15 protein-coding genes and 2 pseudogenes are annotated in these 16,855 nt (G+C 57.9%); 3 read left to right on the plus strand and 14 right to left on the minus strand.

Annotated features, from left to right (window positions below):
- Positions 1-158 precede the first annotated feature (158 nt).
- The 13 genes and pseudogenes from I3254_RS00800 to I3254_RS00870 form a co-directional block, all read right to left on the minus strand.
- Positions 159-1,121: an SdiA-regulated domain-containing protein gene (locus tag I3254_RS00800; RefSeq protein WP_119673425.1), complete on the minus strand. Its 963-nt coding sequence runs from the start codon at positions 1,119-1,121 to the stop codon at positions 159-161.
- Positions 1,122-1,166: 45 nt separating this feature from the next.
- Positions 1,167-1,520, minus strand: coding sequence for a TraR/DksA family transcriptional regulator (locus tag I3254_RS00805; RefSeq protein ID WP_199699786.1), 354 nt, complete (start codon positions 1,518-1,520; stop codon positions 1,167-1,169).
- A gap of 5 nt (positions 1,521-1,525) precedes the next feature.
- Positions 1,526-2,377 (minus strand): universal stress protein, encoded by an 852-nt coding sequence (locus I3254_RS00810; RefSeq protein ID WP_119673427.1) that lies wholly within the window; start codon positions 2,375-2,377, stop codon positions 1,526-1,528.
- Between the two features lie 14 nt (positions 2,378-2,391).
- Positions 2,392-3,879 (minus strand): SulP family inorganic anion transporter, encoded by a 1,488-nt coding sequence (locus I3254_RS00815; RefSeq protein WP_119673428.1) that lies wholly within the window; start codon positions 3,877-3,879, stop codon positions 2,392-2,394.
- 569 nt (positions 3,880-4,448) lie between these two features.
- Positions 4,449-5,213 (minus strand): IS6-like element IS6100 family transposase, encoded by a 765-nt coding sequence (locus I3254_RS00825; RefSeq protein ID WP_001389365.1) that lies wholly within the window; start codon positions 5,211-5,213, stop codon positions 4,449-4,451.
- 506 nt (positions 5,214-5,719) lie between these two features.
- Positions 5,720-6,220 (minus strand): GNAT family N-acetyltransferase, encoded by a 501-nt coding sequence (locus I3254_RS00835; protein WP_000376623.1) that lies wholly within the window; start codon positions 6,218-6,220, stop codon positions 5,720-5,722.
- A 127-nt stretch (positions 6,221-6,347) separates the two neighbouring features.
- Positions 6,348-7,187, minus strand: a complete 840-nt coding sequence (gene sul1 / locus I3254_RS00840; protein WP_000259031.1) for a sulfonamide-resistant dihydropteroate synthase Sul1 — start codon at positions 7,185-7,187, stop codon at positions 6,348-6,350.
- The gene (locus tag I3254_RS00845) at positions 7,181-7,528 is read right to left on the minus strand and encodes a quaternary ammonium compound efflux SMR transporter QacE delta 1 (protein ID WP_000679427.1); all 348 of its coding nucleotides are present in this window, start codon (positions 7,526-7,528) and stop codon (positions 7,181-7,183) included. Before I3254_RS00845 ends, sul1 begins: the two co-directional genes overlap by 7 nt.
- Before the next feature lie 191 nt (positions 7,529-7,719).
- Positions 7,720-8,193, minus strand: a complete 474-nt coding sequence (dfrA1, locus tag I3254_RS00850) for a trimethoprim-resistant dihydrofolate reductase DfrA1 (RefSeq protein ID WP_071846295.1) — start codon at positions 8,191-8,193, stop codon at positions 7,720-7,722.
- Between the two features lie 47 nt (positions 8,194-8,240).
- Positions 8,241-9,068, minus strand: a complete 828-nt coding sequence (locus I3254_RS00855) for an OXA-2 family oxacillin-hydrolyzing class D beta-lactamase OXA-21 (RefSeq protein ID WP_014386432.1) — start codon at positions 9,066-9,068, stop codon at positions 8,241-8,243.
- 97 nt (positions 9,069-9,165) lie between these two features.
- Positions 9,166-10,418, minus strand: a pseudogene (gene ere(A) / locus I3254_RS00860) (EreA family erythromycin esterase).
- A gap of 104 nt (positions 10,419-10,522) precedes the next feature.
- Positions 10,523-11,077: an aminoglycoside N-acetyltransferase AAC(6')-Ib4 gene (locus tag I3254_RS00865; protein WP_003159191.1), complete on the minus strand. Its 555-nt coding sequence runs from the start codon at positions 11,075-11,077 to the stop codon at positions 10,523-10,525.
- Between the two features lie 138 nt (positions 11,078-11,215).
- A complete protein-coding gene (locus I3254_RS00870) occupies positions 11,216-11,668 on the minus strand; it encodes an NAD(+)--rifampin ADP-ribosyltransferase Arr-3 (protein ID WP_001749986.1) in 453 nt (150 codons plus the stop codon).
- Between the two features lie 172 nt (positions 11,669-11,840).
- Between I3254_RS00870 and intI1 the strand changes: the two genes are divergently transcribed.
- The 3 genes from intI1 (at position 11,841) to I3254_RS00885 (ending at position 16,745) form a co-directional block, all read left to right on the plus strand.
- Positions 11,841-12,854: a class 1 integron integrase IntI1 gene (gene intI1, locus I3254_RS00875; protein ID WP_000845054.1), complete on the plus strand. Its 1,014-nt coding sequence runs from the start codon at positions 11,841-11,843 to the stop codon at positions 12,852-12,854.
- A gap of 360 nt (positions 12,855-13,214) precedes the next feature.
- Positions 13,215-13,775: a recombinase family protein gene (locus I3254_RS00880; protein ID WP_003090771.1), complete on the plus strand. Its 561-nt coding sequence runs from the start codon at positions 13,215-13,217 to the stop codon at positions 13,773-13,775.
- Positions 13,776-13,778: 3 nt separating this feature from the next.
- On the plus strand, positions 13,779-16,745 hold the full coding sequence (locus I3254_RS00885; RefSeq protein WP_238050501.1) for a Tn3 family transposase: 2,967 nt from the start codon (positions 13,779-13,781) through the stop codon (positions 16,743-16,745).
- 29 nt (positions 16,746-16,774) lie between these two features.
- On the opposite strand, the pseudogene I3254_RS00890 reads toward I3254_RS00885, so the two are convergent.
- A pseudogene (locus I3254_RS00890) lies at positions 16,775-16,855 on the minus strand (transposase); the annotation flags it as partial.

The raw sequence follows: 16,855 nt of genomic DNA on the forward strand, positions 1-16,855 counted from the left end.
CCTTGTTGCCCCTGCCCCGTTTTGCCGGCGTGACCAACGCCCGGTGCCGACTGTTGGGTGCGAACACCCCGTGGAAGGGGAGCCCGCAGAATTCGGAAAAAATCGTACGCTAACAGTGCAAGCGTCCCGACCACGCCCGACTGTAGCTTGTTGACCGGTTAATCTGTCTCGCGGCTAAAGCGATAGAACAGGTTCGGCTCGCTGACCACGTACAAATACCCTTCATCGTCGATGGTTACGCCTTCGGCCTGGGGTATGCCCTTCAGCAAACCAGCAAACCCTCTCGCCAGGGAGCGGAAACTCACCACTTTGCCCTCGTCGGTCATTTCAATCAGCAGTTTCGACTCGTCACTGAGCAGAATCAGATGGCCACTCTGTTGGTCGAAGACGACCGAAGATAAGTCAGTCGCAAACACCTTGTCCTTTACCAAGCTGGACAGGTCGCGGACGTGCAGGGAAAAACCTCCTGCCAGGCTGGCACGAAGGCCGCCCACTTCCAGCAATTGGCGGGGGTCACGCTCCTTGGTCACAAACAGGCGGTCGCCTTTCAGGTCGTAGGCGAGCCCTTCAAGGCCTTTGTTGTCCTCCTTGCCAAGCGCCAGGGTCAGAGCTGGATACTGGTCTCGGCTCAATGGTCGATCAGGAGAAAGTTTACCGTCTTCAGCGATGGGGACATCCACGACAACCAGGCTCTGCCGGCGCTCTTCGGCGATTACCAGCTGGCCGTTGCCGGCATAGGACACCGCCTCCACATCGTGGAAGCCATCCAGGCTGTAACGTCTTTCCACATCACCGTCACGACTGAGGGCCAATAGTTCGTTTGGGCCGTTGGTGACCGCCCACAGCAGGTTTAGGTCAGGGTCGAAGGTCAGGCCCGAAAGATTGTTGTCCACACCTGGAACCGGCTTAGCATCCAGCTCAACCCGATAGTCAGGCAGCCACACAGAGCGCTCCTGCCAATCATCGGTGTGCCAGTGGGTCTTGATCCAGAAGTACAAACGATCATCAAGGTGATGGGTGCGGACTTGGAATACGGCGAGCAGGGCAAGGCACAACAGCACCCACATCCAAGCACTTGCTTTCCGTGTTCGGCCCAGCCAGTGTTTAGCCATCGAATACATCAGAGACCTCGTTAATTGGGAGATGCAGCGCGCCGCGCGGTGGTTTCAACCCGACTCGACGCGGCTGGCACAGGTGATGCACAGTGGCGTGGCCGGATCGAATTCCAAGCGGCCTGAGGCGATCAACTCGCCGCATTGGTTACACCAGCCATACTCACCCTCGTGCCAACGCTTGAGGGCCAGCTGGAGGCGGACGCGTTCATGCTGCGCCCGACTGCGGATGGCATCGTTCATTGCTTGCTGCTGGAGTGCATCCATCCTCGACAAACGCCCTACCTTGCCTTGATCCAGCTCTACCGATTGCGAGCGAGACTCAGCGTCTTCCAGCAATCGATCCAGCTCGGCAGCCCGCTGTTCCAGCAGGGTCTTGAAATGGGCAAGATCGAGGGCGTCGTCCATGGCCATTAGCGCAGCAGTAACAGCGGACTGGTGGTGGTGCGGAGCATGCTGGTCGTGGTGCTTCCGACCAGGAACTGCCGGATACGGGAATGGCCATAGGCCCCCATCACCAGCAGATCAATGCCATGCTCTTTCTGATAGGCGTGCAGGGTAGGCTCTATCTCACCGCTCAGGGTCTCGGCACGAACAGTGAACCCGGCGTTGAGCAGCACTTTTTGCGCCCAGTCCAGCTGCGCCGACGACTCGTCGTTCACGGGCCCGACCATGACCAGGTGGATCGGTAGTCCCTTCAGCAGGGGGCTGGCTGCCAGCATCTCCACACCCTTGCGGGTAGTAGCACTGCCATCGAAGGCCAGCATTGCGCTCTGGGGCTTCTGAAAGCTGGTCGGGGTGACCAGGATCGGCCGGTGCATGACACGAATCACGCTTTCCAGCTGGCTTCCGACATGCTGACTCAGGCCTCCACTAGACTCGCCCTGGCGACCGATGACCAGTAGGCGCGTTTCGCTTTCCAGCTCTTGCAGGCTCTCCAGCAGATCGCCATGACGTTGCTTGGACTCCGGTGCGGCCACACCATCCTTCATGGCCCGCTCTTTCGCGGCCGCTAACATGATCCGCCCCTGCTCCAGGGCCAACTTGCCGCGCTGTTCATCCAGGGAAGCAAGCTCATCGAGTAGGTGCTCGCGGCTGCCAAGGCCGATATTGCCACTCAGATCCGGTGCAACCGGGTACTGGCGCTGATCCAGCACATGCAGGAAGGTCAACGGGGCTTCCAGGCTCAGACTGGCCCAGGCCGCATAGTCGCACACGGCTGGGGCCGAGGCGGAACCGTCGATACAGGCGATTATGTGGTTCATTGTTGTTCTCCTTCTCAGTGGCCCATGAGTTGATCAATGGCGTCGGGTTTATCGTGAACGCCGAAGCGATCCACGATAGTGGCGCTTGCTTCGTTGAGGCCCAGCACTTCGACTTCGGTGCCTTCGCGGCGGAACTTGATGACCACTTTGTCCAAAGCGGCAACGGCGGTGATATCCCAGAAGTGGGCGCGATTCAGGTCGATGGTTACCTTGTTCAGGGCTTCTTTGAAGTCGAAGGCCGCGACGAACTTGTCTGCTGAGCTGAAGAACACCTGGCCGGTGACGTTATAGCTACGATGCTCGCCGGCTTCGTCCAGCGAAGAGCTGATCGCCATGTAATGGCCAACCTTGTTGGCGAAGAACATCGCGGCCAGCAGCACGCCGGCCAGCACGCCGAAGGCCAGGTTATGGGTGGCGACCACGACCACCACGGTGACGACCATGACAATGTTGGTCGACAGCGGATGCTTCTTCAGGTTGCGCAGCGAATCCCAACTGAAGGTGCCGATGGACACCATGATCATCACTGCCACCAGCGCCGCCATCGGGATCTGCTTCAACCAGTCGCCGAGGAACACCACCATCAGCAGCAGGAATACGCCTGCGGCAAGGGACGACAGGCGCGAACGACCACCGGATTTCACGTTGATGATCGACTGACCAATCATCGCGCAGCCGGCCATACCGCCGAGCAGACCCGAAGCAATGTTGGCCACGCCCTGGCCCTTGCACTCGCGGTTCTTGTCGCTGGGGGTGTCGGTCAGGTCGTCAACAATGGTCGCGGTCATCATCGACTCCAGCAGACCGACCACGGCCAGTGCTGCCGAGTAAGGGAAGATGATGGCCAACGTCTCGAACGTCAGCGGCACGTCAGGCCAGAGGAAGATTGGCAGCGTATCGGGCAGTTGGCCCATATCGCCGACCGTGCGGATATCTAGCCCAACCGACATGGCGACGGCGGTCAGCACGATGATGCACACCAGCGGCGATGGGATGAGCTTGCCGATCTTGGGGACGTAGGGGAACAGATAGATGATGCCGAGGCCTGCGGCTGTCATGGCGTAGACGTGCCAGGTGACGTTGGTTAACTCGGGTAGCTGAGCCATGAAGATCAGGATCGCCAGGGCATTGACGAAGCCGGTCACCACCGAGCGCGAGACGAAGCGCATCAGTGAGCCGAGCTTCAGGTACCCAGCAGCGATCTGTAAAACACCACATAGCAGCGTGGCGGCCAGCAGGTATTCGAGACCATGATTCTTGACCAGGGTCACCATCAGCAGTGCCATGGCCCCGGTTGCGGCCGAGATCATTCCGGGTCGGCCACCGACAAAGGCGATCACCACGGCGATACAGAAAGAGGCGTACAGGCCGACCTTGGGGTCAACCCCGGCAATGATCGAGAAAGCGATGGCTTCAGGGATGAGGGCCAGTGCGACCACAATACCGGCGAGGATGTCGCCACGGATGTTGGATAACCAGGTTTGTTTTAACGAGTGGAGCATCAGAATTCCCAAGGCAATGGATCACGCAGCGCAGCATGGCGCAGGCCATGTGCAACTGGTCGATATGAGGTCAAATTGTCGGATGTAGGGGGGCTGTGGCGGGTGTTGAAACCGAAAGCACAGCAGAGCGCGACCGCTGGCAGAGCAAGCAGTCACAGATGATGCGGGGGGCGAAGCGCTATGGCGGCGTAGGCAGCCAGATCATGTTTTGCAGGGTAAGCATGAGGTCTTATCGAGTGTCTTTGGTAACTCAATGGCCGCGACAGTCTACAGGAAGAGGGTAATTACTGCGAGTCAACCCTGAGTAGGGCGTCCTGCTTGGATGTCAGCCTGAGCTATACCCTAACTGGATGTCAGGCAAGGTGTCATTTTCAGAAGACGACTGCACCAGTTGATTGGGCGTAATGGCTGTTGTGCAGCCAGCTCCTGACAGTTCAATATCAGAAGTGATCTGCACCAATCTCGACTATGCTCAATACTCGTGTGCACCAAAGCGAGGTGAGCATGGCGACGGAGGCTCTGTTGCAAAGATTGGCGGCAGTCAGAGGTAGGCTGTCGCTCTGCGCCGATCAGGCGGCTGCTGCGAAATGGTGGTTGAGCATGCCCATGGCCTCCGTCAGCGCCGAGGGCCCAATGCCAAAAGCTCTCTCCACAAGGCGCACCTCGCCCCTGATGCCGGGCTGCAGGCACCAGGGGCGAGCCTGTCCTTTGCGCAGGGCTCGCATGACTTCGAATCCCTTGATCGTGGCATAGGCCGTGGGGATCGATTTGAAACCGCGCACCGGCTTGATCAGTATCTTGAGCTTTCCGTGATCGGCCTCGATCACGTTATTGAGATACTTCACCTGCCGGTGGGCCGTCTCCCGGTCCAGCTTTCCTTCGCGCTTCAATTCGGTGATCGCTGCACCATAGCTCGGCGCTTTGTCGGTATTGAGCGTGGCAGGCTTTTCCCAGTGCTTCAGGCCTCGCAGGGCCTTGCCCAGGAACCGCTTCGCTGCCTTGGCGCTGCGGGTCGGCGACAGGTAGAAATCGATCGTGTCGCCCCGCTTGTCGACTGCCCGGTACAGGTAGGTCCACTTGCCCCGCACCTTGACGTAGGTTTCATCCAGGCGCCAGCTCGGATCAAAGCCACGCCGCCAGAACCAGCGCAGCCGCTTCTCCATCTCCGGGGCGTAGCACTGGACCCAGCGATAGATCGTCGTATGGTCGACCGAAATGCCGCGTTCCGCCAGCATTTCCTCAAGGTCGCGATAGCTGATCGGATAGCGACAATACCAGCGCACCGCCCACAGGATCACATCACCCTGGAAATGGCGCCACTTGAAATCCGTCATCGTTCCGTCCGTCCAATCTCCGCCAAGCATGCTCAAGCTTCACGATTTTTGCAACAGAGCCCACACGAGTATTGAGCATAGTCGAGATTGGTGCAGATCACTTCTGATATTGAACTGTCAGGAGCTGGCTGCACAACAGCCATTACGCCCAATCAACTGGTGCAGTCGTCTTCTGAAAATGACATTTGGTATCTCTCATAAACGGATGTTTTTGAGAGAACTATCTTCGGCCTTCACACGCACGAAAGGCGGCGAAGCTCCGCCGTTAATCCGTCCGCCGGAGATCTCGCCCAGGCAGGCTGAAGGCCGAGCAAGCCTGACAGGCCCGAAAAGCCCGGCACGGGCGTCGGCGGCGATGACGGCGGCGGCATTATCCAGGGTTGATGATGGAAGTGGAGGATATCGACAACCTCTCGCGCAACCAAGACATCGCGGTCGGACTGCAAGTGATCTTGAAGCCACGGGCCCGTCCCACCCCGACATGGACCTCGATGCCCGAACGGACGTTAGATTTCGAGTTCTAGGCGTTCTGCGATGAAGGTTGGATCCCAGCCGGGATTGAAAGTGTCGACGTGGGTGAATCCGAGCCGCTCGTATAGGCCACGCAGGTTCGGGTGGCAGTCGAGCCGCAGCTTGGCGCACCCCTGCGTTCGCGCGGCATGGCGGCAAGCCTCGATCAGCGCGGAGCTGACACCCCGGCCCGCATGTGTCCGTCGCACCGCGAGCTTGTGCAGATATGCGGCCTCCCCCTTGAGGGCGTCGGGCCAGAACTCGGGATCCTCGGCCGACAAGGTGCAACAGCCGACGATGCCGTCGCTGCAACTCGCGACTAGGAGCTCGGATCTCAGGACGAAGGTCTCCGCGAATGTCCGGTCGATCCGCGCGACGTCCCAGGCGGGCGTTCCCTTGGCGGACATCCACGCCGCAGCGTCGTGCATCAGCCGCACAACCTCGTCGATATCACCCGAGCAGGCGACCCGAACGTTCGGAGGCTCCTCGCTGTCCATTCGCTCCCCTGGCGCGGTATGAACCGCCGCCTCATAGTGCAGTTTGATCCTGACGAGCCCAGCATGTCTGCGCCCACCTTCGCGGAACCTGACCAGGGTCCGCTAGCGGGCGGCCGGAAGGTGAATGCTAGGCATGATCTAACCCTCGGTCTCTGGCGTCGCGACTGCGAAATTTCGCGAGGGTTTCCGAGAAGGTGATTGCGCTTCGCAGATCTCCAGGCGCGTGGGTGCGGACGTAGTCAGCGCCATTGCCGATCGCGTGAAGTTCCGCCGCAAGGCTCGCTGGACCCAGATCCTTTACAGGAAGGCCAACGGTGGCGCCCAAGAAGGATTTCCGCGACACCGAGACCAATAGCGGAAGCCCCAACGCCGACTTCAGCTTTTGAAGGTTCGACAGCACGTGCAGCGATGTTTCCGGTGCGGGGCTCAAGAAAAATCCCATCCCCGGATCGAGGATGAGCCGGTCGGCAGCGACCCCGCTCCGTCGCAAGGCGGAAACCCGCGCCTCGAAGAACCGCACAATCTCGTCGAGCGCGTCTTCGGGTCGAAGGTGACCGGTGCGGGTGGCGATGCCATCCCGCTGCGCTGAGTGCATAACCACCAGCCTGCAGTCCGCCTCAGCAATATCGGGATAGAGCGCAGGGTCAGGAAATCCTTGGATATCGTTCAGGTAGCCCACGCCGCGCTTGAGCGCATAGCGCTGGGTTTCCGGTTGGAAGCTGTCGATTGAAACACGGTGCATCTGATCGGACAGGGCGTCTAAGAGCGGCGCAATACGTCTGATCTCATCGGCCGGCGATACAGGCCTCGCGTCCGGATGGCTGGCGGCCGGTCCGACATCCACGACGTCTGATCCGACTCGCAGCATTTCGATCGCCGCGGTGACAGCGCCGGCGGGGTCTAGCCGCCGGCTCTCATCGAAGAAGGAGTCCTCGGTGAGATTCAGAATGCCGAACACCGTCACCATGGCGTCGGCCTCCGCAGCGACTTCCACGATGGGGATCGGGCGAGCAAAAAGGCAGCAATTATGAGCCCCATACCTACAAAGCCCCACGCATCAAGCTTTTGCCCATGAAGCAACCAGGCAATGGCTGTAATTATGACGACGCCGAGTCCCGACCAGACTGCATAAGCAACACCGACAGGGATGGATTTCAGAACCAGAGAAAGAAAATAAAATGCGATGCCATAACCGATTATGACAACGGCGGAAGGGGCAAGCTTAGTAAAGCCCTCGCTAGATTTTAATGCGGATGTTGCGATTACTTCGCCAACTATTGCGATAACAAGAAAAAGCCAGCCTTTCATGATATATCTCCCAATTTGTGTAGGGCTTATTATGCACGCTTAAAAATAATAAAAGCAGACTTGACCTGATAGTTTGGCTGTGAGCAATTATGTGCTTAGTGCATCTAACGCCTGGCACAGCGGATCGCAAACCTGGCGCGGCTTTTGGTACAAAAGGCGTGACAGGTTTGCGAATCCGTTGCTGCCACTTGTTAACCCTTTTTCCAGATTTGGTAACTATAATTTATGTTAGAGGCGAAGTCTTGGGTAAAAACTGGCCTAAAATTGCTGGGGATTTCAGGAAAGTAAACATCACCTTCCGGCTCGATGTCTATTGTAGATATATGTAGTGTATCTACTTGATCGATCAGGCTTTTGTATATCTCCCCACCACCTGAAACAATGACATGATCCGTTATTTTCTTTAGGTTGGTTAAAGCATCTTTAATTGATGGAAAGATCAATACGTTCTCATTGTCAGATGTAAAACTTGAACGTGTTACGACCGCATACTTTCGGTTGGGTAATGCTCCCATTGATTCAAAAGTCTTGCGTCCAACCAACAGCCATTGGTTATAGGTAATAGCTTTAAACAGGAGCTGTTCACCTTTGGCACTCCATGGAATATCAGGGCCATTCCCGATAACTCCATTCTTCGATATAGCTACCATTAGTGATAGTTTCACAATTCTTCCTCAGAGGTTAACGTAGAAGTAACCGGCGCTGCGCGGCTTTATCGCGCTGCGTCCGAGTTGACTGCCGGGTTGGGCGGCAACGCTTCGATAGAGCGAAGGATTGCCCGCACTATTGCCTCCCTTTTGAAAAGGTCATCCATCCTGTTTGGCGTATCAATATTCAGTGCGAAGAATACGGGGCCAGTCGGCCACTCAACCCATCCTACCCACCAACCCATGCGGCCTTCCCAGCCCGTCTTTGCGCGCAGTATCCAGTTGCGACCGGCTTCCACAATCATGAGGTCCTTGACCAAGCGCTGATGTTCTACCCGAAAGGGCAACTCGTTATGATAGAGCTTCCTGAGAAATGCAATCTGTTCTTGTGCCGCGATAGCAAGATTGCCATCTATCCAGTAATCGCCATTACTTGTCGAAGGATCGGCGTTGCCATAGTCGATTTGCTTCAAATAGCGTCGAGCCTTGTCTTCACCGATCTCTTTTGCAAATAGCTCATAAATCCAGACAGTAGAATTCCGCATTGCTGATCGCAAGTCTTGGTCTTGGTTGTGAGCTGCAAAGCTTCTTTTGATGCCGTCCCATCGGAAAACTTGAAACTCATCACGTGCAGCGCCTGCGTCAAGTGCAAAAAGTGTATGTGGAATCTTGAATGTCGAGGCCGGCGAGTAGCGTTTCTCTGACCGCACCTGATCAAAAACCAATATGACACGATCTGTTTGGCGTTCGTCTGCCACAACTATCGTGCCTTTGGCTTGAAATTCGCTGAAAAACTTCCGCCAGTCAGAACGTTCGCGCATGCCTTCTTGTGCATGCGCGAACGTGCCAAAAACAAAAGTGGAGAAAAGTATTGCGAAGATTCGGATTGCCATTAAGTTTTCCTTGACGCCCAATCGCGCTGATCACCGGCGGTTGAAAACCGTCCGGTGGATTGGCAGGTTATGCTCCCTCATTTTCATTTCCGGTTTCCTATAGGGCAACTAGGCTGTCCTTGCCGGCGCTTGGAACACAGACGATGGCATCAAATGCCTCGCTCAATTTCGTTTTTACAGAGGCGCTTTGAGACCGCATTCGCTTTGCTTCCATGGGGGCATCTGTCAATGTCAGACATGAATTCTCCGTACCACAGGCGTCGATGACATACTGTTCCATACTATCCTCACGGATTGCATCGGCAGGCGTGGTCACAACAGAGAATCCAAGAGGACTGTCGGGCGATGGGAAATGCATTTCCGGCACGGTGGGTCCAAGATGGGTGAATGCAATCGCACGGTAATTCACCCTCTCTGCGAGGTGCTGCCCCATGGGAACAGCCGTAAGCTCGCCTGAAAAGGAGACTGGGGTTTTTTGTAAATGATTGTTGTGCGCCAGCAGAATTATCTTCACATCCGGATTCGCTCGAACCATTCCATCTACTACGCCCGCCATATACGAGTCACGTACGGAAGTATCTCCCTCAAGAGAGGTACCATCGAAGAAAGTTTTCATTATACGCAAGGTTTCCAACGTATACTCTATCGACTCTATTCGATCAGAGGCTTTTCGGAACAAATCGCTGTTGACGTGTTTTTTCAGGACAGGGGCAAGCGACGCCAAGCGGAGCTTCAATCTGGTTACCCCTGAGATAGCTTTCTCCTGCCGAGCCGTTTCTAGCTCCCCCCATTTTGCCGATGAAATAACCGCCGACTGGCCATCAATGGACGCCAACAAGTGAGTCAGCATATCAACGTGCGGTTTCATGAGGTGATCGATGAGCTGGATAATTTCGGCCAATTGCGCTAGGTCGTCCCTTGGGTTCAGGGTGTTGGGTAAGTCGATTCCGACTAACTGCAGTTTTCTTCCTGATTCGCGGAGATATGATTTCAGCCAGATCAGCACTGAGCCATACACAGAAAAGGTCAGGGTATCCGAAAATCGCTCAAGTTCATGAGCACCGGCTGTTGAGTTGAGCCATTCAGATAACCGGGATGCCTGAATCGCCCCACATTCCAAACCAATCGCATTAAAATCATGCCTTTCGACCAAATAGCGGATAAGACTTGCTCTAGCCAGTGAAAACTCCGCGACAAAATGAGCGCCCTCGCCAATGCCGACAATTCGGGCGCCCTCAATTACGGAAGTAAGAATCTCAAACTCATTGAAGTCCAGATTTTGAGGCTGTAAAAGTGTTTTGGTCGTTCTCCATGTCATTTTTTTTCACCCTTTGCGTTTATTGCTGTAATCGTCATACGTTCGCTTCGCCAATAACCCGGCTCACAGAGCATAACGTTTGACATGAGGGGCGGCCAAGGGCGCCAGCCCTTGGACGTCCCCCTCGATGGAAGGGTTAGGCATCACTGCGTGTTCGCTCGAATGCCTGGCGTGTTTGAACCATGTACACGGCTGGACCATCTGGGGTGGTTACGGTACCTTGCCTCTCAAACCCCGCTTTCTCGTAGCATCGGATCGCTCGCAAGTTGCTCGGCGACGGGTCCGTTTGGATCTTGGTGACCTCGGGATCATTGAACAGCAACTCAACCAGAGCTCGAACCAGCTTGGTTCCCAAGCCTTTGCCCAGTTGTGATGCATTCGCCAGTGACTGGTCTATTCCGCGTACTCCTGGATCGGTTTCTTCTTCCCACCATCCGTCCCCGCTTCCAAGAGCAACGTACGACTGGGCATACCCAATCGGCTCTCCATTCAGCATTGCAATGTATGGAGTGACGGACTCTTGCGCTAAAACGCTTGGCAAGTACTGTTCCTGTACGTCAGCAAGTGTCGGGCGTGCTTCTTCTCCGCCCCACCACTCGACGATATGAGATCGATTTAGCCACTCATAGAGCATCGCAAGGTCATGCTCAGTCATGAGGCGCAGTGTGACGGAATCGTTGCTGTTGGTCACGATGCTGTACTTTGTGATGCCTAACGCCGCCATAAACGGCGACAGGGTGGCGCGCCTATTGCGCATAAAATGGCGAAGCCATGCGCAACAGGCGCGGAATCTCTGGCGTCCGGTTTGATGGCTTTGTTATGCAAAGGACTAGTCTTCAATGACGTGTAAACCACGGCGCTTTAAGTCCTCCAACGAATCCAACATTCCCCTTATTAATTCAACAGGATGCCCCTCCCAGTCTTCAACAACGCCAACAATTCTCAAGGGTTCGCAGGTTCTATAGGACTGTGTTGGATTACCGGGAAATCTTTTGTTCGTAAGATTCGGATCGTCTTCGAACGGTCCTGTTGGCTCAACTATGTATATGTAGCCGCGACCCTCGAGGCCAGACAGTGACATAGCAAGTTCAGCTCCCCAAACTGCTGGCTCCATCAAGGCTGAAAAGTAGATGTGCTTAAGAATACGACCGTCCTCGAAATGAGAGATGAACCCTGTGGTTAGCAAGTCACCAATCGCCAAATTGGCTTTGGTTCCATGATAGAACGGTCCTTGCACCTGCTTGTAATTATCATGAGAGATGGGAATCCAATCTTTTACCATTTTAAGACCCTTAATTGTTGGGATTTGGCTGCATAACTTTGTTTTAGGGCGACTGCCCTGCTGCGTAACATCGTTGCTGCTCCATAACATCAAACATCGACCCACGGCGTAACGCGCTTGCTGCTTGGATGCCCGAGGCATAGACTGTACAAAAAAACAGTCATAACAAGCCATGAAAACCGCCACTGCGCCGTTACCACCGCTGCGTTCGGTCAAGGTTCTGGACCAGTTGCGTGAGCGCATACGCTACTTGCATTACAGTTTACGAACCGAACAGGCTTATGTCAACTGGGTTCGTGCCTTCATCCGTTTCCACGGTGTGCGTCACCCGGCAACCTTGGGCAGCAGCGAAGTCGAGGCATTTCTGTCCTGGCTGGCGAACGAGCGCAAGGTTTCGGTCTCCACGCATCGTCAGGCATTGGCGGCCTTGCTGTTCTTCTACGGCAAGGTGCTGTGCACGGATCTGCCCTGGCTTCAGGAGATCGGAAGACCTCGGCCGTCGCGGCGCTTGCCGGTGGTGCTGACCCCGGATGAAGTGGTTCGCATCCTCGGTTTTCTGGAAGGCGAGCATCGTTTGTTCGCCCAGCTTCTGTATGGAACGGGCATGCGGATCAGTGAGGGTTTGCAACTGCGGGTCAAGGATCTGGATTTCGATCACGGCACGATCATCGTGCGGGAGGGCAAGGGCTCCAAGGATCGGGCCTTGATGTTACCCGAGAGCTTGGCACCCAGCCTGCGCGAGCAGCTGTCGCGTGCACGGGCATGGTGGCTGAAGGACCAGGCCGAGGGCCGCAGCGGCGTTGCGCTTCCCGACGCCCTTGAGCGGAAGTATCCGCGCGCCGGGCATTCCTGGCCGTGGTTCTGGGTTTTTGCGCAGCACACGCATTCGACCGATCCACGGAGCGGTGTCGTGCGTCGCCATCACATGTATGACCAGACCTTTCAGCGCGCCTTCAAACGTGCCGTAGAACAAGCAGGCATCACGAAGCCCGCCACACCGCACACCCTCCGCCACTCGTTCGCGACGGCCTTGCTCCGCAGCGGTTACGACATTCGAACCGTGCAGGATCTGCTCGGCCATTCCGACGTCTCTACGACGATGATTTACACGCATGTGCTGAAAGTTGGCGGTGCCGGAGTGCGCTCACCGCTTGATGCGCTGCCGCCCCTCACTAGTGAGAGGTAGGGCAGCGCAAGTCAATCCTGGCGGATTCACTACCCCTGCGCGAAGGCCATCGGTGCCGCATCGAACGGCCGGTTGCGGAAAGTCCTCCCTGCGTCCGCTGATGGCCGGCAGCAGCCCGTCGTTGCCTGATGGATCCAACCCCTCCGCTGCTATAGTGCAGTCGGCTTCTGACGTTCAGTGCAGCCGTCTTCTGAAAACGACACAAGGCGCATCACGCCGTCAGAATAGAGTCCGCTTTCACATTCTTTGACACATGCTTGCCAAGGTCATAGATTTCAGCCTGACAAATTCAAGGCTTCGGGCGCAATGGAACCAAAAACCAACGCAAGCCCTGCCGCCCATCCAGCCCATGGAGGCATCTTGCAGGGACAACGCATCGGTTACGTCCGGGTCAGCAGCTTCGACCAGAACCCGGAACGCCAACTTGAACAGGTCGAGGTCGGCAAGCTGTTCACCGACAAAGCCTCGGGCAAGGACACCCAGCGTCCCCAGCTGGAGGCCATGCTCGGTTTCGTTCGCGAAGGCGACACCGTGGTGGTGCACAGCATGGATCGCCTGGCACGAAACCTCGATGATTTGCGCCGCCTGGTGCAGAAGCTGACCCAGCGCGGTGTGCGCATCGAGTTCTTGAAGGAAGGCCTGGTGTTCACCGGCGAGGACTCGCCGATGGCCAACCTGATGCTGTCGGTCATGGGGGCCTTTGCCGAGTTTGAGCGCGCCCTGATTCGCGAGCGGCAGCGCGAGGGCATCGCCCTGGCCAAGCAGCGCGGTGCCTACCGGGGCCGCAAGAAAGCCCTCTCCGACGAGCAAGCCATCACGCTGCGGCAGCGGGCCGCTGCGGGCGAGCCGAAGGCGCAGCTCGCCCGCGAGTTCGGCATCAGCCGAGAAACCCTCTATCAGTACCTTCGCAAGGACGACTGAACCATGCCGCGTCGCTCGATTCTCTCGGCTACGGAGCGCGACACCTTGCTTGCGTTGCCGGAAAGCCAGGATGACCTGATCCGCTACTACACCTTCAACGACTCCGACCTATCCCTGATCCGTCAACGGCGGGGCGATGGCAACCGCCTGGGCTTCGCGGTGCAGCTCAGCCTGCTGCGCTACCCCGGCTATGCGTTGGGCACCGACAGCGAGCCGCCCGAGCCGGTCATCCAGTGGGTGGCCAAGCAAGTTCAGGCCGACCCGGCGAGTTGGTTGAAGTACGGCGAACGCGACGTGACTCGCCGCGAGCACGCCCAGGAACTGCGCACCTACCTACAACTGGCCCCGTTCGGCCTGTCCGACTTCCGCGCCCTGGTGCGCGAGCTGACCGAGTTGGCCCAGCAGACCGACAAGGGCTTACTGCTGGCCGGTCAGGCCCTGGAGAGCCTGCGACAGAAGCGGCGCATTCTGCCGGCGTTGAGCGTAATTGATCGAGCTTGTTCGGAGGCCATTGCGCGGGCCAATCGCCGAGTCTACCGCGCCCTGGTCGAACCACTCACGGACTCGCATCGGGCCAAGCTGGACGAGCTGTTGAAGCTCAAGGCCGGCAGCAGCATCACCTGGTTGACCTGGCTGCGACAGGCACCGCTGAAACCGAACTCCCGCCACATGCTCGAACACATCGAGCGGCTGAAGACATTTCAGCTGGTGGACTTGCCCGAAGGCCTGGGCCGACACATCCACCAGAACCGCCTGCTCAAGCTGGCCCGCGAGGGTGGGCAGATGACGCCCAAAGACCTCGGCAAGTTCGAGCCGCAGCGACGCTACGCGACCCTGGCCGCCGTGGTGCTGGAGAGCACCGCGACGGTGATTGATGAGTTGGTCGATCTGCACGACCGTATCCTGGTCAAGCTGTTCAGCAGCGCGAAGCACAAGCATCAGCAGCAGTTCCAGAAGCAGGGCAAGGCGATCAACGACAAGGTGCGCCTGTACTCGAAGATCGGCCAGGCTCTGCTGGAAGCCAAGGAAAGCGGTAGCGATCCCTATGCCGCCATTGAGGCGGTGATTCCCTGGGACGAGTTCACCGAGAGCGTCAGCGAGGCCGAGCTGCTGGCCCGGCCGGAAGGCTTCGACCATCTGCACCTGGTCGGCGAGAACTTCGCCACTCTGCGCCGTTACACGCCGGCCTTGCTGGAGGTGCTGGAACTGCGCGCTGCCCCGGCTGCGCAAGGCGTGCTGGCAGCCGTGCAGACCCTGAGCGAGATGAACGCCTACAACCTGCGCAAGGTGCCGGCCGATGCGCCCACCGCCTTCATCAAGCCGCGCTGGAAGCCGCTAGTGATAACCCCGGAAGGCCTCGACCGGCGCTTCTACGAAATCTGCGCCCTGTCCGAGCTGAAGAACGCGCTGCGCTCCGGTGACATCTGGGTCAAGGGCTCGCGGCAGTTCCGCGACTTCGACGACTACCTGCTGCCGGCAGAGAGGTTCGCCGCGCTCAAGCATGCGCAGGCTCTGCCCCTGGCGATCAACCCGAACAGCAACCAGTACCTGGAAGAGCGCTTGCAGCTGCTGGACGAGCAGCTGGCCACCGTCACCCGCCTGGCCAAGGACAACGAGCTGCCCGATGCCATCCTCACCGAGTCCGGGCTGAAGATCACCCCGCTGGATTCCGCGGTGCCCAATACCGCGCAGGCGCTGATCGACCAGACCAGCCATTTGCTGCCGCGCATCAAGATCACCGAACTGCTGATGGACGTGGACGACTGGACGGGCTTCAGCCGCCACTTCACACACCTGAAGGACGGTGCCGAGGCCAAAGACCGGACATTGCTGCTGTCAGCGATCCTGGGCGATGCAATCAACCTCGGGCTGACCAAGATGGCCGAGTCGAGCCCCGGCCTGACCTACGCCAAGCTGTCCTGGCTGCAAGCCTGGCACATCCGAGACGAAACCTACTCGGCGGCCCTGGCCGAGTTGGTCAACCACCAGTACCGCCATGCCTTTGCCGCCCATTGGGGCGACGGCACGACTTCCTCTTCCGATGGCCAGCGCTTCCGCGCGGGCGGCCGGGGCGAAAGCACCGGGCACGTCAACCCGAAGTACGGCAGCGAGCCGGGACGGCTGTTCTACACCCACATCTCCGACCAGTACGCTCCGTTCAGCACTCGCGTGGTGAATGTCGGCGTGCGCGATTCCACCTACGTGCTCGACGGCCTGCTGTACCACGAATCCGACTTGCGGATCGAGGAGCACTACACCGACACGGCCGGCTTCACCGATCACGTCTTCGCCCTGATGCACCTGCTGGGCTTCCGCTTTGCGCCGCGTATCCGCGACTTGGGTGAAACCAAGCTGTACGTGCCGCAAGGCGTGCAGACCTACCCAACGCTGCGACCGATGATCGGCGGCACCCTGAACATCAAGCACGTTCGCGCCCATTGGGACGACATCCTGCGCCTGGCCAGCTCGATCAAGCAGGGCACCGTCACCGCCTCGCTGATGCTGCGCAAGCTCGGCAGCTATCCGCGCCAGAATGGCCTGGCCGTGGCCCTGCGCGAGCTGGGCCGGATCGAGCGCACGCTGTTCATCCTCGACTGGTTGCAGAGTGTCGAGCTGCGCCGCCGCGTGCATGCCGGATTGAACAAGGGTGAAGCGCGCAACTCCCTAGCCAGGGCAGTGTTCTTTAACCGTCTCGGCGAAATCAGGGATCGGAGCTTCGAGCAGCAGCGCTACCGGGCCAGCGGCCTCAACCTGGTGACAGCCGCCATCGTGCTGTGGAACACGGTGTACCTGGAGCGCGCCACCCAGGCGCTAGGCGAAACTGGCAAGCCGGTGGACGGGGAACTGCTGCAATACCTGTCGCCTCTGGGCTGGGAACACATCAACCTGACCGGCGATTACGTCTGGCGGCAGAGCCGCAGGCTGGAAGACGGGAAGTTCAGACCGCTACGGCTGCCCGGAAAACCTTAGCGTACGATTTTTTCCGAATTCTGCGGGCTCCCCTGGAAGCGGGTTAGGTTGACTCTGGGCTTCGGTACCAGGGCGGCCAGCCTTGCAATGAAATCCAATGGTTCGAAAAT

The sequence above is a fragment of the Psychrobacter sp. Ps2 genome, from assembly GCF_022129405.1.
In the GTDB taxonomy this organism is placed as follows: Bacteria; Pseudomonadota; Gammaproteobacteria; order Pseudomonadales; family Moraxellaceae; genus Psychrobacter.